This window comes from Cuneatibacter caecimuris (assembly GCF_004216775.1).
Classification (GTDB): Bacteria; Bacillota; Clostridia; order Lachnospirales; family Lachnospiraceae; genus Cuneatibacter; species Cuneatibacter caecimuris.
In genome coordinates this window covers 141,677-164,107 of the sequence record NZ_SGXF01000002.1, presented here as the reverse complement: position 1 = coordinate 164,107, position 22,431 = coordinate 141,677, and the positions used below count along the sequence as shown (strand labels likewise).

The window sequence follows — 22,431 nt, the reverse complement described above, 5'->3', positions numbered from 1 at the left end:
AATACAGTATAACATATTTTGGAGTACGAGAAATGAAAAAATATCAGAAAACCATGATTTTCACTTCATTTATGATGATCATGATCGGATTGGGGGCCAGCGATGCGCTGCGGGGTGTTTTTGCGCCGATTTTTCAGTCTCATTTCAGGCTGAACACTGTGCAGCTGTCGATGATTATCACCATCAGCTATGTAGGCAACCTGCTGTTTCTGTCACTGGGCGGCATGGTGGTGGACCGGTACAAAAGAAAAAATGTAGCAATAGGCGTTATGGTTTTATGGATGGGAGCGCTGGTCCTCTATCTGGCAACGGATCATTATATCTGCCTGCTGGTCGGCATGCTGTTTGCCATGGGGGCGTCCACTTTGATGAATACGATTATCAACCTGACCACGCCTCTGGTATTTCTGGCTACCCCGGGCCTGGTGGTGAATACGCTGTTTTTTATTCAGGGAATCGGCACCAGCGGCAGCCAGAGTCTGGTGGGAAACTTTGCCGATGGGATCGGAAGCTGGAAAATAGCAAATGGCATTTTGCTGGCGTTGGGCGCTGTGGGAACCGTGCTGCTGTTTTTTTCAAAAGTACCGGAGAGAGAAGATGAATATACGGATCTGGACAAGGCCAGAGAGGCGGAGAAAAACAGAAAGAAACCTGGGTTGAAGGCAGTGTTTGGCAATCCTGCGTTCTATTATATCTCAGTGAGCTTCGGGCTGTATTTTGTGGCAGAACATGGAATCCTGAACTGGCTGGTGACCTATCTGCAGAATGCCCTGGGCATGGCGGCTTCCAGCGCTTCCAATTATCTGGCCATATTCTTTGGGGGAATGACGCTGGGCCGGCTGCTGCTGGCTCCGGTAGTGCAGAAGCTGGGCGCCGCGTCCAGCATCAAAGTATTTGGCACTGCAGGAATCGCCCTTTACGTGCTGGGCGCGGCCTTTGGAAGCAGGACAGTGATGCTGTTAAGTATTTCCGGGTTTTTGCTCTCCATTATCTATCCTACCATGGTGCTGCTGATCCGCAGATATTACAAAATTGAGGTCCTGGCTACGGCCACAGGAATGATCATCAGCGCGGCAACGCTGTTCGATATCGCTTTCAACGCAGTTTTTGGGTGGATTTCCGATATTTTGGGGCTGGGCAGGAGTTTTTTGATTTTGCCTGTGTGCGGCGTGCTGTTCCTGCTGTGTTATTATGTTTTCCTGAAAAAGGTGAAGCCTTTGCCGGGAGTTAATATTTAAAAAGAGAAGGAGAAGGGTATGGATCTGACAGCAAAACGGGTGAAAATGAATCTGGAGGAGCTGGGCCGGCAGCGGAATGCGGCTCAGAAAAATCTGGAACCGGTGCGGATGCGCCGACTGGAATACGGACAGCGGGATCTGGCGCTGGAGAATGCGGCGGATTGGGAGATTTTTCCGGGAGGAGTCTGGGGAGCTCCTGACGCGCATTACTGCTTTCAGGCGGATTTTACTGTTCCGGAAGAGATGAAGGGAGCAGAATTGAGGATGCGGCTGGAAACCGGCTGCACGAATGTGTGGGATACCAATAATCCTCAATTTATTGTCTATGTGGATGGGGCCATGCGCTGCGCCTATGATTCCAAGCATCAGGAGGTGGTGCTGGCGGAACAGGCGGAGGCGGGGAAAGAGTATGATCTGCGGCTCTATGGGTATTCCAATGCAGAATATCCCAGGCTGTTCCTGCACTGGACGGTGGTTGCCAGACGGCCTGAGGTGGAGAAGCTTTATTATGATCTGAAGGTGCCCTATGAGATTGCATGCCTGCTGCGGGAGGATGACCCCAAAAGAGCTGTGATCCTGAAAGCGCTGGACGGCTGTGTCCGCCTGCTGGATCTGCGGGAACCGGGAGGGCCGGAATTTTTACATTCTATTAAAACAGCCCAGGACTTTCTGGACGCCGCCTATGAACGGGAGCTGCATGAAGAAGGGAATCCGGTGGTGCACAGTATCGGGCACACCCATATTGACGTAGCCTGGAAGTGGCCTCTCCGGCAGACGAGGGAAAAGGCGCTGCGCAGTTTTCTGACCGTGCTGGAACTGATGAAGCGGTATCCGGAATACCGTTTTATGTCCAGCCAGCCCCAGCTCTACGAGTTTGTGAAGGAAGACAGTCCGGAGACCTATGAAAGAATCAAGGAAAGGATTGCGGAGGGAAGATGGGAGGCGGAAGGAGCCATGTGGCTGGAAGCCGACTGTAACCTGACTTCCGGAGAATCCCTGGTGCGCCAGCTCCTGTATGGGAAACAGTTTTTCCGGGAAGAATTTGGCATAGAAAATCAGGAGATCCTTTGGCTGCCGGATGTATTCGGCTACAGCGCGGCCCTGCCTCAGATTCTGAAAAAATCCGGGGTCAACTATTTTATGACCACAAAAATCAGCTGGAATGAATTCAATCAGATTCCCCATGATACAATGATGTGGCAGGGGATCGACGGCACGGAAATCCTGACCCATTTTATCACTACGCAGGATTATGTGACGATGCCGGAATACCATCCGGAAGCGGGATTTGAGACGACTTACAATGGATTCCAGACGCCTTCCCAGGTGATGGGGACCTGGCAGCGGTATCAGGATAAGGAGCTGAGCCGGGATGTGCTGACCAGCTACGGCTATGGGGACGGCGGCGGAGGCCCTACGGAACAGATGCTGGAAGAAAGCAGGAGGATGTCCCGGGGGCTTCCCGGATGCCCTCAGGTCTGCCAGACTAAGGCAAAGGAGTTTTTCCATCTTCTGGAGAAAAATCTGGAAGGAAAAGAAATTCCCCGCTGGGTGGGAGAGCTGTATCTGGAATTTCACCGGGGAACATATACCTCTATGGCCAGAAATAAAAAATCCAACAGGCAGTGCGAGCTGCTGGCGATGGAGGCGGAAGGCCTGGAAGTGATGGCGGAAACTGCCGGCTGCGGAGATCCTGGGTGGCAGGGACGGATGCATCAGGCCTGGAAGGTGATTTTGCTGAACCAGTTCCACGATATTCTGCCGGGGTCCAGTATCAGGGATGTTTATGAAGATTCCAAAGTACAGTATGAAAAGGTGCTGAAAGACCTGAGAGACCAGATCAGCGAAACCTCTCTGCGGCTGGCGGATGTTTTCGCGCCGGAAGCAGGGGACGGCCTGGTTGTCTGGAACCAGCTGGGGTTCGAACGTTCAGATTTGGTGGAGCTGGAAGAGAGGCCTGAGGGATTCTGCCAGAAAACAGCGGAAGGGACCTGGCTTGTTTTTGCAGAACAGGCGCCTTCCAAGGGCATGAAATATTATGGTCCGGCAAAGGCCGCGGAAATACCTTTTTCCGCAGATGAAGAGTCCCGCCTTCTGGAAACTCCTTTCTATTGTGTGGAGTGGAACAGAAACGGGGAACTGGTTTCAGTGTTTGACAAAGAAGAGGAGAGAGAGCTGGTCCGGGAAGGAGAAGCGCTGAACCGCCTTCTGGTATTTGAAGACCGTCCCGAACAGTATGACGCATGGAATATTGACGCGGATTACGAAGCCAAGTTTTGGGAATGGTCTGAACCGGACAGGATAGAGGTTGTGGAAATGGGGCCCTACAGAATGACCCTGCGGGTAAAAAGAAGGTTCCTGCAGTCAATGCTCTGTCAGGATATCCGGTTTTACCGTCACACCAGGAGGATTGATTTTGTTACACAGGCGGACTGGCGGGAGAGCCAGCTTCTGCTGAAAGCCGCGTTCCCTCTGGATATCCGCGCGGATGAGGCTACCTATGAAATTCAGTTTGGCAATGTGAAACGCCCTACTCACCGCAATACCAGCTGGGATCAGGCGAAATTTGAGGTTTGCAGCCACAAATGGCTGGATCTTTCAGAAACCGGTTACGGCGCCGCGCTGCTCAATGACAGTAAATACGGGAGCGACGCGCTGGGCTCTACTATCCGGCTGACACTGCTGAAATCAGGGATCTATCCCAACCCTGCGGCGGACCGGGAAGAGCACGATTTCACATATTCTCTGTTCCCCCATAGAGGGGATTTCCGGGAAGGCCGCGTGGTACAGGAGGCCTATGCGCTGAACTGCCCGCTGCGCGCCCTGCAGCACAGGGCTCCGGGAATAAAAGAAAAGGTTTCCATGGCGTCTGTAGACGCAGAAAACCTGATTCTGGAAACCATCAAAACTGCAGAAAACGGCGAAGGAACAGTGCTGCGGCTGTACGAGTGCTATGGCAAGCGTACAAGAACCTTTGTTGATCTGAATGGGCTGCAGCCTGAAAAAGTCTGGCTCTGCGACTGCATGGAGCAGAAACAGTCTGAATTAAGCTTGGAAAATGGGCGGGCTGAGATCCTGGCCAAGCCTTATGAAATCCTGACTCTGCTTGTGCACAAGTGATGTTTGATATTTTCTGATGCCGTGGAAAATATACTGCAAAAAGCCGGAAAAGCTTGCATGATGCTGGTAAATATGCTAGTATACAAGTATTAGTGGAGAAATGCCCGCAAGGGAGAAAGGTGGAGTGAAAACATGTTAGAGTTAAAGAGAAGCGCCCTGAAGGATAAGGGGGCATGGGAAAAAGCCGGTGTAAAAGTGCCGGGATTTGATGTAGATGCAATGATCGCAGAGACACAGCAGAATCCTGTATGGGTGCATTTCGGGATCGGAAATATTTTCAGAGGATTTATCGCAGGCCTTCAGCAGGTGATTCTGGAAAAGGGCGAGGCAAAGAGCGGCATCATCGCTGCCGATACATTTGATTTTGATATTGTGGACCAGATCGGAAAGGCATATGATAATCTGACACTGATGGTTTCCCTGAAGCCTGACGGCAGCACGGATAAAGAAATCGTGGCCAGCCTGGCAGGCATGGTCAAAGGGGACAGCTCCAATGCTGAGGAATTCGGCAAACTGAAAGCCATAGCCGCAAATCCTTCCCTGCAGATGTTCAGCTTTACCATTACAGAAAAAGGATATTCTCTGTATAATATGCAGGGAGAGCTGACGCCGCTGGCGAAGAATGATATGGCAAACGGGCCGGAGAAGCCGGTGCACGCCATGAGCGTTGTAGCAGCGCTGCTGTACCATCGTTTCCAGAACGGCGCGATGCCTGTGGCTGTGGTGAGCATGGACAACTGTTCCCACAACGGCGAGAAAGTGCAGAGCGCAGTGATGACGATTGCAAAGGCATGGATGGAAAATGGCTTTGTACCTGCAGAATTTATCAGCTATCTGGAAGATGCCTCCAAGGTGAGCTTCCCCTGGTCCATGATTGATAAGATCACGCCCAGGCCTTCCAAGATCGTGGAGGATCAGCTGGCAGAGGCAGGCATCGCCTCTATGGCTCCCATCGTGACGGCTAAGAATACCTTTATCGCTCCTTTTGTAAACGCAGAGATCCCTCAGTATCTGGTGGTCGAGGACCAGTTCCCCAACGGGCGTCCCGCTCTGGAAAAGGCCGGCGTATATTTCTGCGACAGAGATACCGTAAACCAGGTGGAGAAGATGAAGGTGACCACCTGCCTGAACCCGCTGCATACTGCGCTGGCGGTTTACGGCTGCCTTCTGGGCTATAATAAAATTGCGGATGAGATGAATGATCCCCAGCTGAAAGCTCTGGTGGAGCTGATCGGCTACAAGGAAGGCATCCCGGTTGTTGTGGACCCCAAGATCCTTTCCCCTATGGATTTCATCAGGGAAGTGATTGAAGAGCGCCTGCCCAATCCTTTTATTCCGGATATGCCTCAGCGGATTGCCACCGATACCTCCCAGAAAATTCCGGTGCGTTTCGGTGAAACCATCAAATCCTATCTGGGCAGAAGCGATCTGGATGTGAATTCTCTGGTAGGCGTGCCGCTGGCCCTGGCCGGCTGGCTGCGCTATCTGCTGGGCGTGAACGACGATCTGGAGCCTATGGAGGTCAGCAGTGATCCCATGCTGGCGACGCTCCAGGAGCAGCTTTCCGGCGTTCAGGCAGGAGATCCCTCCAGTTATCAGGGCCAGTTAAAGGACATCCTTTCCAATCCGGTTCTGTTCGCGGTGAACCTGTATGAAGCAGGAGACCTGGCCGCTAAGGTGGAAGCTCTGTTTGTGGAACTTCTGGCAGGCAAGGGCGCTGTGAGAAATACTTTAGTGAAATATCTGGGATAATCCCATTGCATCATCTGCGAGCATAGAAGCGCCGCTTCCTGACAGGAAATCAGACGATTTTCTGAGAGGGAGCGGCGCTTCTTTACGTTTTACTGTTTAAAATCAACAAATAATCAGGAAGGCAGGACAGGTCCAAAATATTAAGGATTTTGTACTTGTCTGAGCCCCCAGGATATAGTATAGTATAAAATGCTTTGATTTTTCGAATGGTAACAAAAAACAGAAAGCAGATCAGTTGGAGGAAATTATGTTTGGAAAGTATTTTTGGGTGTTTTTAATCTCAATGGTGCCTATTATTGAATTGCGCGGGGCAATTCCTGTGGCTGTGGGCATGGGGCTGCCTCTGGTGCCGTCTTATGTTGTCAGCATTATCGGCAATATGCTGCCGGTCCCCATTATTTACCTGTTTGCGAGAAAGGTCCTGATCTGGGGCTCGGACAAAAGGTATATCGGTAAATTTTTCAGCTGGTGCCTGGAAAAGGGCGAGCACGGAGGGCAGAAGCTGCAGGCAAAAGCGGGAAAAGGCCTGTTTATCGCGCTGATGCTGTTTGTGGGCATCCCGCTGCCCGGAACCGGGGCCTGGACCGGTACGCTGGCGGCCAGCCTGCTGGATATGGATTTCAAGTCCAGCATTCTGGCTGTGATGCTGGGCGTTTTGATCGCGGGCGTGATCATGGGCGTTGCCAGCACCGGTGTGTTCGGAGCGCTGGGATCAGTTTTGGGCGGGTGATGCGCCTGAAATGAAAGGACAGGAGGTGCCGGGATGGAGAAGATCAGGAAGGCGGCGCTGGTCGGCGCCGGTTCTCTGGGAATCATGTACGGGCAAAGGCTGACAGAGGTTTTCGGAAAAGAATCGGTTTGTTTTGCTGCTGACAGGGAGAGAATCCGGAGATATGAAGGCAAGGGGCTGTATTTTAATGGAAACCGCTGTGATTTCCGGTACATAGAATCCGGATACAGCCTGGAAAAAGCAGATTTGATCATCATTGCGGTGAAATACACGGGGCTGCCGGAGGCTTTGGAGGCAGTGGCCGGACTGGTGCATCCGGAAACAATTATTATTTCTCTGATTAACGGGATTACCAGCGAAAATATGATTGCACGGGCTTTTGGCAGCGAACACGTCCTTTACTGTATCGCCCAGGAGATGGATGCCACAAAGACCGGCAATCTGGTGGAAGCCTCCAGCCTGGGCTATCTGGTGTTCAATGATAAAACAGGTGCGGAAACAGAACAGGTCCGCCTGCTGAAAGAATATCTGGACCGGGCAGGGATCCCCTACAGAACGCCGGAGGATATTATTTATGCACAGTGGGATAAACTGGTGTTTAACGTAGGATTAAATCAGTCCTCCGCGGTATTTTCAGCGAATTACGGCGAAGTGCGAAAGCCGGGAAGGCCCCGGGAAGTCATGGAAGCCGCCATGCGGGAAGCCGTACGGGCGGCCAATGCGGAGGGGATACCTCTGACAGAGGATAATATCAGCCGCTGGATGGAGCGCCTGGAACGCCTGAGCCCTTCCGGAATGCCTTCCATGATGCAGGATACCAGGGACGGGCGTAAGACAGAGGTGGAGCTGTTTTCCGGTACAATCATAGAGCTTGGCCGCAGGCATGGATTTGAAACGCCGGTGAATGACTGGCTGTATCAGCAGATTCAGGAGATAGAAAAGGCGTACGGCAGATCTCAGGAGTCCTGAACAGGCAGAGAAAAATGATACTCACACACGCATTCCTGAGTGCAAAATCCGTAAGTGAGGTACAGATGATACGCCACCGGATTCCGGTCCGCCACCTGGACGCGGAGGGAGGAAATCTGTTCCGGCAGCAGGGCGCGCACAGCGTTCAGGGCATGGACTGCCAGGCCCTGCCGGCGGAAGTCGGGATGGATGGCAAAACCCATCAGATAGGCAGTATTTTCTGAGAGCAGCAGGTGAAAAAGGCCTGCCGCTCTTTTTTTGTACCAGACCACATAGGAGGACAGAGACGGTTCCTCAGACAGCATGGAGATATAGGCCGCGGCGGATTGAGGAGGGTAATCAAAGCAGGCTTCCTGGAGAGAGGCCAGCAGATTCAGATCTTTTGAAGCAGCGGCTTCAAATCCGGCGGGGAGTTCAAATGCTGTTTTCTTTTTCAGGTCCAGAGACAGCAGGAACTCCCTGGAGGCACAGTAAGCTCCCAGATGGTCCAGGACGGGTATGGCCTGGGAACAGGAACCATTGATATAGCAGGAAAAAGGCAATTTATGTTCTGAAAAGGTGTAATGTTTCTGCGCATAGGCGGCAGCCTTTTCCAAAAGGCGTCTGAAAATACCTTTGCCCCTGTAATCCGGGTCCACTGAAGCGGAGATCAGCAGGGCGGGCGCGGCTTCTTCATAAAGGCTTACAGACAGAGCGCCGGTCAGGACCTGATTTTCCCAGGAGAAAAAAAATACAGTATCTGTGTCATCGTCCGCCCAGACCGGGCTGCACTGCGGATCGGCCGCCAGACAGCGCGATGCCAGAGACTCAATGGCCTGCTTCAGAGCGGGAGTCAGAGCGGAAGACTGTGTGAATTTCATATGATTACCTCCATATAGGATATTTTCCCCTGTCAAATGGGGGCAGCTTTATTATACGGCGGCAGGGAGCCCCAGGGCAAGTATTTTGTAGACAAATTGCTCTGGATTTTGTACAAGCGATCCTGTTGATTTTCCCCGGGATCTGTGATAAATTTACACAGGATTAAATGAAATGGAGACAAATGATGATGAAAGAGAAGCTTTTTTCAGGTGTAATGGCAGGCGCTTACATCGCTCTGGGCGCAATGACTTATCTGAGCGTCCCTAACTCCACAGTAGGAGCGCTGTTTTTTGCGGCAGGAATTTTTCTGGTATTTAACTTCAGCAATATGCTTTTTACAAGGGTATGCCCTCTGTCCGCGGCTACAGGGGAATATGGCATGAAGGATATGGCTGCAGCTTGGATCGGCAATGGCCTGGGCGCAGGGATTGTGGCGACGGCGGCGCATTTTTGCAGGTTTGAAGGGAAAATTGCCGAAAAGCTGGCGCCTGTGGCAGAAGGAAAACTGGCGGACGGGCCGCTGAGCCTGTTTGTGATGGGGGTGTTCTGCGCCGTATTTGTGAGCTATGCGGTGCTGTTGGGTAAAAAACATAAGTCTGGTTCTTTTGCTCAGATATTTTATGTGTGGCTGCTGATCACTGCTTTTGTATTTGGCGGTTATGACCATATTGTGGCTAATATGTATTATCTGGCCGCATATTCCTGGGCCTTTGGGGCAGATTGGCTGATGATCTGCAAAGTGCTGTTTTTCGTTACCGCGGGAAATGTTGCCGGCGGCCTGCTGATCGGATTTCTGGAGAAGAAGTATATGGTCACAGAAAAACTGCCGGGCATGACGAAAATGTAAAAATTATATAAAGAATCAGCGGTTGTTTTAGGGAAAAAACATAAAAAAGACACGGACAAGGTTTGACATCAGAGGTGTTTTGAAATATAATAGAGATGTTATGAGAACAGATAGAAAAAACGTCATGTTGCTCTCGTACCACAGCTGATCATGCAATTTATTTTATAGGAGGAAAAAGAACATGGCAAGAAAAATGAAGACTATGGACGGCAATACCGCAGCGGCTCATGTATCCTATGCGTATACCGACGTAGCAGCCATCTATCCCATTACTCCGTCTTCTGTTATGGCAGAACTGGCGGACAAATGGGCTACGGACGGCCTGAAGAACATATTCGGGGAGACAGTGCAGGTAACAGAGATGCAGTCTGAAGCCGGCGCAGCCGGTACAGTGCACGGTTCTCTGTCCGCCGGCGCTCTTACCACCACATTTACAGCGTCCCAGGGCCTGCTGCTGATGATCCCGAATCTGTACAAAATCGCAGGCGAGCAGCTCCCCGGCGTTTTCAATGTCAGTGCCCGTGCGCTGGCCAGCCACGCGCTGTCAATCTTCGGCGATCATTCCGATGTGTATGCCTGCCGTCAGACCGGCGCGGCTATGCTGTGCTGCAGCAGCGTTCAGGAAGTAATGGATCTGACCCCTGTTTCCCATTGCACCGCAATCAAGGGAAAAGTTCCTTTCATCAACTTCTTTGACGGGTTCCGCACATCTCATGAGATCCAGAAGATCGAGATGTGGGATTATGAAGATCTGAAGGATCTGGTGGATCAGGATGCGATCGATGAGTTCCGCGCCCGCGCGCTGAATCCGAACCATCCCTGCCAGAGAGGTTCTGCTCAGAATCCTGATATCTTCTTCCAGGCAAGAGAAGCCTGCAACCCTTACTATGATGCGATTCCGGACCTGGCCCAGTCCTATATGGATAAGATCAACGCCAAGATCGGCACAGATTACAAGCTGTTCAACTATTACGGAGCGCCTGATGCGGAACATATTATTATCGCTATGGGTTCTGTCTGCGAGACCATTGACGAGACCATCGACTACCTGCTGAAGGCGGGAGAAAAGGTGGGCGTTGTGAAGGTTCGCCTGTACCGTCCTTTCAGCGCGAAGCATCTGTTGGATGCCATTCCGGATTCTGTGAAGCAGATTTCCGTTCTGGACCGCACCAAGGAGCCGGGTTCCATCGGCGAGCCGCTGTATCTGGACGTGCTGGCTGCACTGAAGGGAACCAAGTTTAATGATACTCCGGTATTCACAGGACGCTATGGCCTGGGTTCCAAGGATACGGACGCTTCCCAGATCGCAGCTGTGTTCCACAATACAGAGAAAGAGCGGTTTACCATCGGTATCGTGGATGATGTGACCGGCCTGTCCCTGCCTGTGGCAGAAAAGATCGACACCACTCCTGCTTCCACAATCCGCTGCAAGTTCTGGGGCCTGGGCGCAGACGGTACGGTAGGCGCCAATAAGAACTCCATCAAGATCATCGGCGATCATACCGATATGTATGCGCAGGCATATTTTGATTATGATTCCAAGAAGTCCGGCGGCGTTACGATTTCTCATCTGAGATTCGGGAAAGAGCCGATCCGTTCTACATACCTGATTTCCAAAGCTGATTTTGTGGCCTGCCACAATCCTTCTTATGTGCATAAATACAACATGGTGCAGGATCTGCGGGACGGCGGAAGCTTCCTGCTGAACTGCGGCTGGACGGATGAAGAACTGGATAAGCATCTGCCCGGACAGGTGAAGAAATTCATCGCGGATCATAAGATCAAGCTGTACACCATCGACGGCATCACCATCGGCAAGGAGATCGGACTGGGCAGCCGCATCAATACCATTCTGCAGGCAGCTTTCTTTAAGCTGGCGAATGTGATTCCGGTAGACGATGCAGTGAAGTATATGAAGGACGCCGCTACCAAGACATATGGCCGCAAGGGCGAGAAGATCGTGGCAATGAACCATGCAGCCATCGACCGCGGCATTCAGGACGTGATGGAGAGAACTGTTCCCGCATCCTGGTCTGAGGCTGTGGAAGAGGATCTGAACAAGACCGTTTCCGGCGGCAGAGCAGATGCAGATGCGTTTGTAAACAATATCCAGTCCGCCATCAACAGCCAGGAAGGCAACAAGCTTCCGGTATCCGCTTTCACGGATTACGTGGACGGCTCCACCCCTTCCGGCACTTCCGCATACGAGAAGAGGGGCATTGCGGTGGATGTTCCGGTTTGGAATCCTGCCAACTGTATCCAGTGTAATTTCTGTTCTTATGTATGTCCTCATGCGGTCATCCGTCCGGTTGTCCTGACGGAGGAAGAAGCTGCAAATGCTCCGGAAGGCATGAAGATGAAGCCTATGACCGGAATGCCCGGATTCCAGTTCGCCATGACCATTTCCGCCTTTGACTGTACCGGATGCGGTTCCTGCGCGAATGTATGCCCTGGCATGAAGGGCGAGAAGGCGCTGGTAATGCAGTCCTTCGAAGAAAATGTAGGCGAGCAGAAGATGTTCGACTATGGCCAGTCCCTGCCGAAGAAGCCGGAAGTTCTGGAGAAATTCAAGGAGACTACAGTAAAGGGCAGCCAGTTTAAGCAGCCTCTGCTGGAGTTCTCCGGCGCCTGCGCAGGCTGCGGCGAGACCCCTTATGCGAAGCTGATCACACAGCTGTTCGGAGACAGAATGTATATCGCAAATGCCACAGGATGCTCCTCCATTTGGGGCAACTCTTCCCCGTCCACACCTTATACCGTGAACGAAGCAGGCAGAGGACCCGCATGGTCCAATTCCCTGTTTGAAGATAATGCGGAATTCGGCTATGGCATGCTGCTGGCGCAGAACGCGCTGCGTTCCAGCCTGAAGAGCAAGGTGGAGAGAATCCTGGAAGGAACTTCTGATGAAGACGTGAAAGCGGCGTGCCAGAAATATCTGGATACCTTTGAAGTAGGCGCGACCAACGGCACAGCGGCGGACGCTCTGGTAGCTCTTCTGGATGAGAAGAAACCTGACTGCGACCTGTGCAGAGAAATTGTTAAGAATAAAGATTTCCTGGGCAAAAAGTCTCAGTGGGTATTCGGCGGCGACGGCTGGGCTTACGATATTGGTTACGGCGGCGTTGATCACGTGCTGGCTTCCGGTAAAGATATCAATATCATGGTATTCGATACCGAGGTTTACTCCAATACGGGCGGACAGTCTTCCAAGGCTACTCCGGTAGGCGCTGTGGCACAGTTCGCAGCAGGCGGCAAGGATGTGAAGAAGAAGGATCTGGCCGCTATGGCAATGAGCTATGGTTATATCTATGTGGCTCAGATCGCCATGGGCGCGGACTATAATCAGTGTGTAAAGGCTATCGCTGAGGCTGAGGCTTATCCGGGACCTTCCCTGATCATCGCTTACGCTCCTTGTATCAACCATGGTATCCGCGCAGGCATGGGCAAGTCACAGACTGAGGAGAAGAACGCTGTGGCAGCCGGTTACTGGCATCTGTTCCGTTTTGACCCCCGCAAGAAGGCGGAGGGCAAGAATCCGTTCACCCTGGATTCTAAGGCTCCTACAGCAAGCTATAAGGACTTCCTGAAGGGAGAGGTACGTTATACTTCCCTGGCTCTGAAGGATCCCGAGAGAGCGGAGATGTTGTTTGACGAAGCAGAAGAACTGGCGGCTGAGAAATATGAGCATCTGACCAGAATGGTTGATGTTTACAGCACAGAAGAATAAATATTTGTATTTTACCGGGGCGGGATTGTAAAATCCCGTCCCGGAAGCTTTGTTTCAGTGGAAAATTATACATATTTTTTGCCGGTTTGGCACAGACTACCTCTATCAATTTGAAAAGGGGTAGTTTTTTTATGGGACAGGAACGGAAATTGGACCGGATGAAGCTGGACGACATGAAAAAGGTCAGAGTGGAATCTTCTCTGGAACAGAATATGGCATTCATGAAAAAACAGCTTTGTCTGGATAAAAATTTTGACATTGTTTACCGGGTGGTACAGCTGGGAGACCGGAAAGGCGCGCTGTATTTTATTGACGGCTTTACAAAGGATGAGATTCTGGAAAAAATCATAGAGTTTATGATGAAACAGGGAGCAGAAGGCCTGCCGCCGGAACCTCATATGTTTTCTAAGGAATTAATGCCTTATGGAGAGATCGAGCTGGTGGACCAGATGGATCAGCTGGTGACAAAACTGCTTTCCGGAGTCAGCTGCCTGATTGTAGATGGTTATGACCGTGCGATTACCATTGACTGCCGCACCTACCCTTCCAGAAGCGTCCAGGAGCCGGAAAAGGATAAAGTGCTGCGGGGTTCCAGGGATGGATTTGTAGAAACTCTGGTATTCAATACAGCGCTGATCCGCCGGCGCATTCGCGACCCATATCTGACAATGGAGGTGCTGCAGGCGGGAGAACGGTCCAGAACTGATATCGCATTGTGCTATATTGAAGACCGGGTGGATACAAAACTGCTGGATGAAGTGAAGAAGAAGATCAATCATCTGAAAGTAGACGCCCTGACCATGAATCAGCAGTCTCTGGCGGAATGCCTGTATCCCTATAAATGGTACAATCCCTTTCCCAAATTCAAGTTTTCAGAGCGGCCGGATACGGCGGCCGCATCAATGCTGGAAGGAAATATAATTATTTTGGTGGACAATTCCCCTTCTGCCATGATTTTGCCCTCCTCTGCATTTGATATTATCGAGGAAGCGGACGACTATTATTTTCCGCCGATGACAGGAACCTACCTCCGTCTGAGCCGCTTTCTGATTACACTGGTGACGCTGCTGCTGACCCCCGTATTTCTGCTTTTGGTTCAAAACCCCCAGTGGCTGCCGGAATGGCTGGAGTTTGTCCGGCTTGCGGACGAAGTGAATGTGCCGATAATTTTTCAGCTTCTGATCTTGGAACTGGCCATCGACGGCCTGCGGCTGGCTGCAGTCAACACGCCCAGCATGCTGACCACGCCCCTCAGTATTATAGCCGCCCTGGTTTTGGGAGAATTTTCCGTGAAGTCAGGATGGTTTAATTCAGAGACAATGCTCTATATGGCGTTTGTGACAGTAGCCAACTATTCTCAGGCCAGTTTTGAAATGGGCTATGCGCTGAAATTTATGCGTATCTTGATTCTGGTTTTGACAGCATTGTTTAATGTCTGGGGATTCGCAGCAGGAATTGCAATTGTGGTTTTGGCAGTAGGATTCAACAGGACTATATCCGGAAAAAGCTATATTTATCCACTGCTTCCGTTTTCCTGGAAAGAATTTAAAGCCAGATTTTTCAGACAGAGACTGCCTCATGAAATAGACTGACTGGCAGTTGAGAGCAGCAGTTCCGGGAAATCTTTATGATTTTTAGTAAAGGTTTTCCGGCTGCTTTTTTTCTGGAATTAAATTTTGCTAAATTATTTAGCTAAAAAACGGCTTTCTCATTTCCGAAAATGCAAAATATAAAATAATAGTTGACTTTTTTCGCCTGAAATGCTATACCCTAACTAGAGAATAGCGCATATAATCTGAAAACCGTAAAGTAAATTATTTAATAAATAATTAAATCACATTGGATATATTTCAGATGACAATCAAATATGCGGAAAACAAACAGGAGGGTAGCAGAGAATGCAGAAACAAGTAGAACAGTATGGCGTATTCCAGATTGAAGTTCAGGGAAAGACAGAGGGGAACCCTTATCTGGAATATGAAGTGGCGGGAACTTTTACACATGGAGAAGAAAGCAGAACTGTAAAAGGATTTTATGACGGGGAAGGCAGATACATAGTGAGGTTTATGCCGGAAGTTCCGGGAAAATATACATTCAGGATTTTTGGGAGCTGTATGGAAGATATAACAGAGGGAAGTTTTGATGTGCATCCTGCAGCAAAGGACAATCATGGTCCGGTGAAAGCAGTGGGAGAGCATCTTTTTTATACAGATGGCACACCTTATTACAGCATTGGGACAACCTGCTATGTATATCCGCAGCAGACAGAGCAGCTGCAGGAAGAAACTCTGAGGACGCTGGAAAACAGCGCCATCAATAAGATCAGGTTCTGCGTATTTCCAAAGCATTATGATTATAACTACCGCAACCCGGTTTCTTTTCCTTATGAAGGAACAGCAGTAGACAATGCAGGGATTAATAAATCTAACTTTGATGAATATACGCCGGAAACAGAAGGAAATAACTGGGACTTTGCCAGATTCAATCCTGAATATTTCCGGAATCTGGAACGCAATATCGAGGCTCTTTGCAGGCTGGGCATTGAGGCGGATATTATTCTGATGCATCCCTATGACAGGTGGGGATTCTCTAAAATGCCTGCCTGGGCGAATGATCTTTACCTCCGCTACGTGACAGCAAGATTTGCAGCTTACAGAAATGTGTGGTGGAGCCTGGCAAATGAGTATGATTTCTGCAGGTTTAAGACGGTCGCCGACTGGGAACATTATGCCCGGCTGGTGGTGGAAAATGATCCTTACGGCCATCTTCGCAGCATCCACAACGGCTATATTCTTTATGATTTCTCCAGGCCCTGGGTGACTCACTGTTCCATCCAGCGTCAGGCAGCGGATATTTCTATCTCCAATATCTCCAATTGGAGAAAACAGTACCATAAACCTGTGGTCATTGACGAGATGTGCTATGAAGGAAATATTGAGCAGGACTGGGGCAATATTTCCGCTGAAGAAATGCTCTGCCGCATGTGGACTGTGGTGATGGAAGGCGGTTATCCGGGGCATGGAGAGTGCTATGATTTGGAAAATGTCTGGTGGAGCCACGGCGGAACGCTGCATGGGGAGAGCTGGAAGCGCTTCGGATTTCTGTATGATGTCTGGACGGAATGCGGGCACCTGAAAAAAGACAGAACCTGCTGGTGCAGCAATGATACGGATACAGTACGCTTGTATTACGGAGGAGAACACCGTCCGGACTGCAAGACGCTGCATCTGGATGGGAACTGGAGCGCCGAGGTGCTGGATACCTGGAATATGACCAGGGAATATATGGGAGATTATACCGGCTTTTGCAGAATCCCTCTGCCTGGCAGGGAATATATGGCGCTGCTGCTGAAACGGAAAGACTGAGAATGCTTTCTGCACCCTGGGTCAGTATTGACTTTTCAATCCCTATAAGCTAAAATTAACCATTGGGTAATTTAAAAGATCTGAGGGAAAAATTATGAGCTTACACGAAGGGAAAGTCGGTTCCTCCTATATCGTAAAAGGGATCGAGATTGAAACTGCCGTTGCCAGGCGTCTGCAGTCCCTGGGCATGGTAGAGGGAGCCGTAGTCGATATCATCAATGGAAAATCCAATGGTACGCTGATTATTAAGGTACGGGGCACTCGTTTTGCCATCGGACGCCGGATCGCTTCCGCCATTATGGTGAAGGAGGCGGCGTGATGGGGAACAGCATAAACGGGCCGATAAAAGTAGCTTTTGTCGGGAATCCTAACTGCGGGAAGACGACATTGTTTAATGCTTATACCGGAGCAAATCTGAAGGTGGCCAACTGGCCCGGAGTGACAGTGGAGCGAAAAGAGGGCAGCGCGGTTTATCACGGCACGCAGCTGACTCTGGTGGATCTTCCGGGCATCTACAGCCTGACATCTTATACTATGGAAGAAAAGGTGTCACGCAGAGAGATCCTGGACGGGCAGGTGGATGTGATTGTCAATGTAGTGGACGCGTCTTCCCTGGAACGGAACCTCTATTTGACGCTGCAGCTGCTGGAGCTGGGAAAGCCCGTTATTCTGGCGCTGAATATGATGGACATTGTGGAGGAGCGGGGCATGGAAATTGATCTGCACCGCATGCCGGAAATGCTGGGGGACATCCCGGTGGTACCGGTGTCCGCCAGAAAGCGGACCGGGCTGGAAGTGCTGCTCCACGCCGTAGTGCACCATTATCAGGAGGTTCCCAGCGAGCACATTGTGCATTATACTGCGGATATAGAAAAAAAAATAAGGAAGCTGATCCATATCCTGGCGAAAGAATACGGAGAGGACCACAACATCCTCCGCTGGCATGCCATTAAGCTGCTGGAACGGGATCAGGCTGTGATCGAAGAGCATCCCGTGGATGTTTCAGCAGTGGTTGATAAAAATTACGAAACAGAGATCATCAATCAGAAGTTTGATTACATAGATGAGGTGCTGGCGGACTGCCTTCTTCACAAAAGTGAGAAGGCGCAGGCTACTGACAGGATAGACCGGTATCTGACTCACCGCATCTGGGGCGTGCCCATTTTTCTTGGAATCATGGCATGCGTTTTCCTGCTGACTTTTACGGTGGGAGATTTTTTAAAGGGAGGGTTTGAAGTAGGCCTGGACTGGTTTTCCGGGGCGGCCCGAAGCGGCCTGGAGGCAATTCATGCTTCCGGGTGGATGATCTCCCTGGTGGTGGATGGGATTATTGCCGGCGTGGGCGGCATCCTGACCTTCCTGCCAAATATTTTTATCCTGTTCCTGGCTCTGGCTTTTCTGGAAGACAGCGGATATATGGCCAGAGTAGCCTATGTGATGGACGGGCTCATGGGCAAACTGGGTTTATCGGGTAAGGCGTTTCTGCCTATGGTACTGGGCTTTGGCTGCACGGTGCCGGCCGTGATGGCCAGCCGCGCGCTGGAAAAAGAAAAGGATCGAAAAAAAACGATTCTTGTCACGCCGTTCATGTCCTGTTCCGCCAGACTGCCCATTTATGTGCTGTTTTCCGAGATGTTTTTTCCGGGATGTGCGTATGTAGTGGCATTTTCCATGTATGTTCTGGGAATGGTTATGGCGATCCTTGTGGCGCTGGTCAGCAGCAGGATCACACATTCCAGGGCAGACCAGTCTCTTCTGATTGAGCTGCCGGAATATAAGACGCCCAATGGAAGAACGATCTGCATCTATGTATGGGAGAAGGTCAAAGACTATCTGACAAAAGCGGGCACTACAATTTTTCTGGCCTCTATTGTGCTGTGGTTTATTCTGAATTTCAATATGACCGGAATGGTGGACAATGTTTCAGAAAGCTTCGGAGCTTCATTGGGGCATCTTCTGGTGCCGGTTCTGGAGCCTGCCGGTCTGGGAATGTGGCAGATCGCTCTGGCCCTGATTTGCGGAATCTCCGCCAAGGAAGTGGTGGTGTCCAGCTTTTCTGTGCTGTATGAGATAACAAATGTGAACTCTGCCGCAGGGATGTCAGCTTTGGCAGGTATTCTGGGCTTGAGCGGCTTTGGCAGCCTGAACGCCTTAGCCCTGATGGTGTTCTGCCTGCTGTATGTGCCCTGTATTGCAACAATCGCAACAATCAAAAGAGAAACCGGTTCCTGGAAGTGGACCCTGGGAATGGTTCTCTTTCAGCTGGGGCTGGCTTGGGTGTCTGCTGTGCTGATCTATCAGGTAGGAGGGCTGTTTGGGCTGTGACGGATGAAAAGGAAATAGAATACCACAGGCTGCTGGAATTTGCAGTGAGGGCCGGCAGGGTGATGCTCTCCTCCGGTGCGGAGACTTACCGGGTGGAGGATACTATGAACCGGATTCTGGCCACCGGCAACCTGGAAACAGCGGATACCTTTGTCATGGCAACCGGAGTGATCGCCACTATTTCAGATCCCGCCATCAGGACGCTGACCATGGTGCGCAGGGTACAGGAGCGTAACACCAATCTGAATAAAGTGACCCAGGTGAACGAGGTGTCCAGGCTGTTTTGTTCCGGCAAAATGGATCTGGAGCAGGCAAACAGGAGAATGGATCAGATAGAGGCAGAGGTGCTGTACAGCTCGGGGATGTTTTTTCTGGGCGTGATCGGCACAACGGCTTTTTTTGCGCCGATATTCGGTGGGAAGATTGAGGATCTGGTTATATCCGGCCTGGTAGGTCTGATTTTGGCGGGCGTATTGTTTCTATGCAGAAAAAACCATATCCATTCGTTTCTGGAAAATCTGATCTCCTCTGCCGTGGTAGCCCTTATGGCTGTGCTGCTGGCAAAGATTGTCCCATGGAATCTGAACCGGGATGTGATTATCGTCAGCTGTATCATGCCCATGGTACCGGGTGTGGCGATTACTAATGCGATCAGAGATACCTTCCATGGAGATTATACTTCTGGAATGGCCAGGATTCTGGAAGCTGTGATGACAGCCGTGGCCATTGCGGTGGGCGCGGGCATCGGCGTTGCTGTAGGCCAGCTGTGGTGAGGAGGCAGTTATGATGGGAGAGATGATTTTTCAGGTTATGGGTGCGTTCGTCGCTGTGATCTGGTTTTCTGTTCTGCTGGAAACACCAAAAAAATATCTGATTTATGCAGGGATAGTAGGCGGCATCGGCTGGATTGTGTATTACTTGAGCAATCATTTTACCGGTCAGGTGGTCCTGGCCAATTTCTTGGCTGCCGTAGCCATCGCGGTTGTGAGCCATATTTTTGCAAGAGTGTTTAAGGCCCCGGTGACTGTTTTTTTTATTGCGGGGATCCTGCCGCTGGTGCCGGGCGGCCTGATCTACAATGCCGCGTACCAGTTCCTTCATGGGAATCAGTCCGCGGGCGGGGACTATCTGATCCTCACCCTGGAGATTGCAGGCGTCCTGGCCATGGCAATATTTATTGTGGATACTGTCTTTCAGCATATCAGGAAAGAGAAAAGGAAATAAAAAAGAAGCCCTTTCGGCTCTGCCGGATTAGGATGTTATCCAATTTTAAGATTTGCCGCAGGATATTTCGGTATCCTGTGGCAAATCTGTTTTAGACCTACCTGTCCAAAAAAACGTTCTGTTCGGATTTGTCTTGGAACAGCTTGTCGTGTCTGCTGCTTTTGCAAAGCCGCTCAAACTGAACCAAAGCTTCCTCATTTTTTAGCCTTGTAATATCTCTTAATCTTTACATACAGCCAGAATGCCAATGCAGCCAACAGAATTATACCGAAGGCAATCAAAGGAATATCACCTTCTGTAATGCCGACCCAAAAGAGAAGGATGATTACTGCAAGCCATACAAAAGTTGCCAGACCAATCAGGATGCCTTTTCCCTTGTGATCTGCAGCATCTACCGAGATTTCTAAAATAAATTCAAGAACCATTTCAAGAATATCATCCCACATACAAGAACCTCCTACATAATTGTGTGATTCTTTTTTCTTCAAATAGGCTATAACGGTGACCCGGCGCTGAAAATAGTGTCAGACCGCCGTGAATTTAATGGTTTCCCCTATATTTATTTTACCCGATAGAAGCAATACGTTCAACACAGAAAATATGAATATTGGCTACAGGCAATTCTCATGTATAAGAATTAGTGATTCAGGTAATAATTATAAAAAAGATAGAAAAAGGCGATACCTGGTTATAAAACCAAGTATCGCCAATTTTTCTTGTTGCATAAGAAACTGCGTTCCCTATGCAACAAAGCCCTCCGGGAGATCATACTGCGGCGTAAGAAATTACATCGCTAAAGCGACACGCCGCAGGCGGGATTTTTTTAATTACACTCCTGGACGGCATCAACCCAATGTCAGTAATGTTCTCATACTGATTTATTGGAAGCCACCCTTTGCGGACTTCCTTTTATTTCGTGCCAATGGAACGAAATTTGCCACAGCAGAATCAGAACTCAACAGGAGTGCCATAGTATGTACACTTCAGCAGCTGAGACATCTGCTCAGGTGTGATGGAGCGGGGATTGGAGCCGGTGCAGGCGTCGCCTACAGCCAGTTCTGCGATCTTGTCGACCTTCTCCAGGAATTCTTCTTCATTAATGCCAAACTCTTTGAGTGTTTTGGGAATGTTCAGCTCAACATTATAAGCGTCGATCTTTTCGCACAGCGCCTTTACGCACTCATCATCAGTGCCTTCGATCCCAACACTTCTAGCGATATCGGCGTATCTCTTGTGAGCGGTCTCATCCATTGCGTTATACTGAATCACATAAGGCAGATAAATAGCGTTTGCGCAGCCGTGGGGGATATGTCCCGTGGAGAACGCCGCGCCGGTCTTGTGGGCCATGGAGTGAACAATACCCAGCAGAGCGTTGGAGAACGCCATACCGGCCAGGCACTGTCCGTAATGCATCTGCTCGCGGTCGTTCATATCGCCCTTGTAGGACCCTGCGATATGATCGAATACCATGTGGATTGCCTTCAGAGCAAGAGGATCGGTGAAGGGGCTGTTCAGTGTGGAAACATAAGCTTCAATAGCGTGAGTCAGCGCATCCATACCGGTGTGGGCCACGAGCTTGGCGGGCATGGTTTCAGCCAGCTCAGGATCTACAATCGCCACATCAGGAGTGATATTGAAGTCAGCCAGCGGATACTTTACGCCGGTCTGGTAGTTGGTAATGACAGAAAAGGCAGTCACTTCTGTGGCAGTTCCGGAAGTGGAAGGAATAGCCAGGAATTTTGCCTTTGTTCTCAGTTTCGGGAAGTTAAAAGGAATGCACAGCTCTTCAAAGGTCACGTCAGGATATTCATAGAATGTCCACATTGCCTTTGCCGCGTCAATAGGAGAACCGCCGCCCATTGCGATGATCCAGTCAGGCTGGAAATCAGTCATAGCCTTTGCGCCTGCCATAACAGTTTCCACAGACGGATCGGGCTCCACATTTTCAAACAGCTGTGTTTCAATTCCTGCTTCCTTCAGGTAAGCCAGCACTCTGTCTACAAAGCCGAAACGCTTCATAGAACCGCCGCCCAGCACAACGATAGCTTTCTTGCCATCCAGTTCTTTCAGATGCTCCAGAGCACCTTTTCCCCAATAAAGATCTCTCGGTAATGTAAATCTGTTCATCGGAAACACACTCCTTTTGTTTTTTATGCCAAATTGGCAAAGTTGGGAACTATTTCCCGGTTCCATTTTCTATTATAACATAGGTTAAAAAATTATCAATGTCGTTTTCGGTAAAAATTGTATAAAATCTGCGCCAATTCTTTGGT

16 protein-coding genes are annotated in these 22,431 nt (G+C 50.2%); 13 read left to right on the top strand and 3 right to left on the bottom strand.

The window, feature by feature from the left end:
- Nucleotides 1–32 precede the first annotated feature (32 nt).
- From EV209_RS07075 to EV209_RS07055, 5 genes are all read left to right on the top strand, one after another.
- Nucleotides 33–1,238, top strand: a complete 1,206-nt coding sequence (locus tag EV209_RS07075; RefSeq protein ID WP_130434515.1) for an MFS transporter — start codon at nt 33–35, stop codon at nt 1,236–1,238.
- 18 nt (nt 1,239–1,256) lie between these two features.
- Entirely contained in the window at nt 1,257–4,358 is a 3,102-nt protein-coding gene (locus EV209_RS07070) for an alpha-mannosidase (protein ID WP_130434513.1), read from the top strand.
- A 132-nt stretch (nt 4,359–4,490) separates the two neighbouring features.
- A complete protein-coding gene (locus EV209_RS07065; RefSeq protein ID WP_130434511.1) occupies nt 4,491–6,110 on the top strand; it encodes a mannitol dehydrogenase family protein in 1,620 nt (539 codons plus the stop codon).
- Nucleotides 6,111–6,357: 247 nt separating this feature from the next.
- Complete coding sequence (locus EV209_RS07060; protein ID WP_130434509.1) at nt 6,358–6,840, top strand: COG2426 family protein; 483 nt, start codon at nt 6,358–6,360, stop codon at nt 6,838–6,840.
- 33 nt (nt 6,841–6,873) lie between these two features.
- Nucleotides 6,874–7,809, top strand: a complete 936-nt coding sequence (locus EV209_RS07055) for a ketopantoate reductase family protein (RefSeq protein ID WP_130434507.1) — start codon at nt 6,874–6,876, stop codon at nt 7,807–7,809.
- Here the strand turns inward: EV209_RS07055 and EV209_RS07050 are convergent.
- A complete protein-coding gene (locus tag EV209_RS07050) occupies nt 7,797–8,669 on the bottom strand; it encodes a GNAT family N-acetyltransferase (protein WP_130434505.1) in 873 nt (290 codons plus the stop codon). The genes EV209_RS07055 and EV209_RS07050 overlap by 13 nt on opposite strands.
- A gap of 167 nt (nt 8,670–8,836) precedes the next feature.
- Between EV209_RS07050 and EV209_RS07045 the strand changes: the two genes are divergently transcribed.
- The 8 genes from EV209_RS07045 (at nt 8,837) to EV209_RS07010 (ending at nt 20,158) form a co-directional block, all read left to right on the top strand.
- The gene (locus EV209_RS07045) at nt 8,837–9,517 is read left to right on the top strand and encodes a formate/nitrite transporter family protein (RefSeq protein WP_130434503.1); all 681 of its coding nucleotides are present in this window, start codon (nt 8,837–8,839) and stop codon (nt 9,515–9,517) included.
- Between the two features lie 181 nt (nt 9,518–9,698).
- Nucleotides 9,699–13,244 carry a pyruvate:ferredoxin (flavodoxin) oxidoreductase gene (nifJ, locus tag EV209_RS07040; protein WP_130434501.1) on the top strand — a complete coding sequence of 1,182 codons (3,546 nt, stop codon included), beginning with the start codon at nt 9,699–9,701 and terminating at the stop codon, nt 13,242–13,244.
- 173 nt (nt 13,245–13,417) lie between these two features.
- On the top strand, nt 13,418–14,836 hold the full coding sequence (locus EV209_RS07035; protein ID WP_130434974.1) for a spore germination protein: 1,419 nt from the start codon (nt 13,418–13,420) through the stop codon (nt 14,834–14,836).
- Between the two features lie 306 nt (nt 14,837–15,142).
- Complete coding sequence (locus EV209_RS07030; RefSeq protein WP_130434499.1) at nt 15,143–16,609, top strand: DUF5060 domain-containing protein; 1,467 nt, start codon at nt 15,143–15,145, stop codon at nt 16,607–16,609.
- A 94-nt stretch (nt 16,610–16,703) separates the two neighbouring features.
- On the top strand, nt 16,704–16,928 hold the full coding sequence (locus tag EV209_RS07025) for a FeoA family protein (RefSeq protein WP_130434497.1): 225 nt from the start codon (nt 16,704–16,706) through the stop codon (nt 16,926–16,928).
- Nucleotides 16,928–18,934, top strand: a complete 2,007-nt coding sequence (gene feoB / locus EV209_RS07020; RefSeq protein WP_130434495.1) for a ferrous iron transport protein B — start codon at nt 16,928–16,930, stop codon at nt 18,932–18,934. Before EV209_RS07025 ends, feoB begins: the two co-directional genes overlap by 1 nt.
- Nucleotides 18,931–19,707: a threonine/serine exporter family protein gene (locus tag EV209_RS07015; RefSeq protein ID WP_130434493.1), complete on the top strand. Its 777-nt coding sequence runs from the start codon at nt 18,931–18,933 to the stop codon at nt 19,705–19,707. The genes feoB and EV209_RS07015 overlap by 4 nt, the downstream gene beginning before the upstream one ends.
- Nucleotides 19,708–19,717: 10 nt before the next feature.
- Entirely contained in the window at nt 19,718–20,158 is a 441-nt protein-coding gene (locus EV209_RS07010; protein WP_243647531.1) for a threonine/serine exporter family protein, read from the top strand.
- 194 nt (nt 20,159–20,352) lie between these two features.
- Here the strand turns inward: EV209_RS07010 and EV209_RS07005 are convergent, their stop codons facing one another.
- Entirely contained in the window at nt 20,353–20,604 is a 252-nt protein-coding gene (locus tag EV209_RS07005) for a hypothetical protein (RefSeq protein WP_130434491.1), read from the bottom strand.
- A gap of 502 nt (nt 20,605–21,106) precedes the next feature.
- Nucleotides 21,107–22,285, bottom strand: a complete 1,179-nt coding sequence (locus EV209_RS07000) for an iron-containing alcohol dehydrogenase (RefSeq protein ID WP_130434489.1) — start codon at nt 22,283–22,285, stop codon at nt 21,107–21,109.
- Nucleotides 22,286–22,431: the final 146 nt, after the last annotated feature.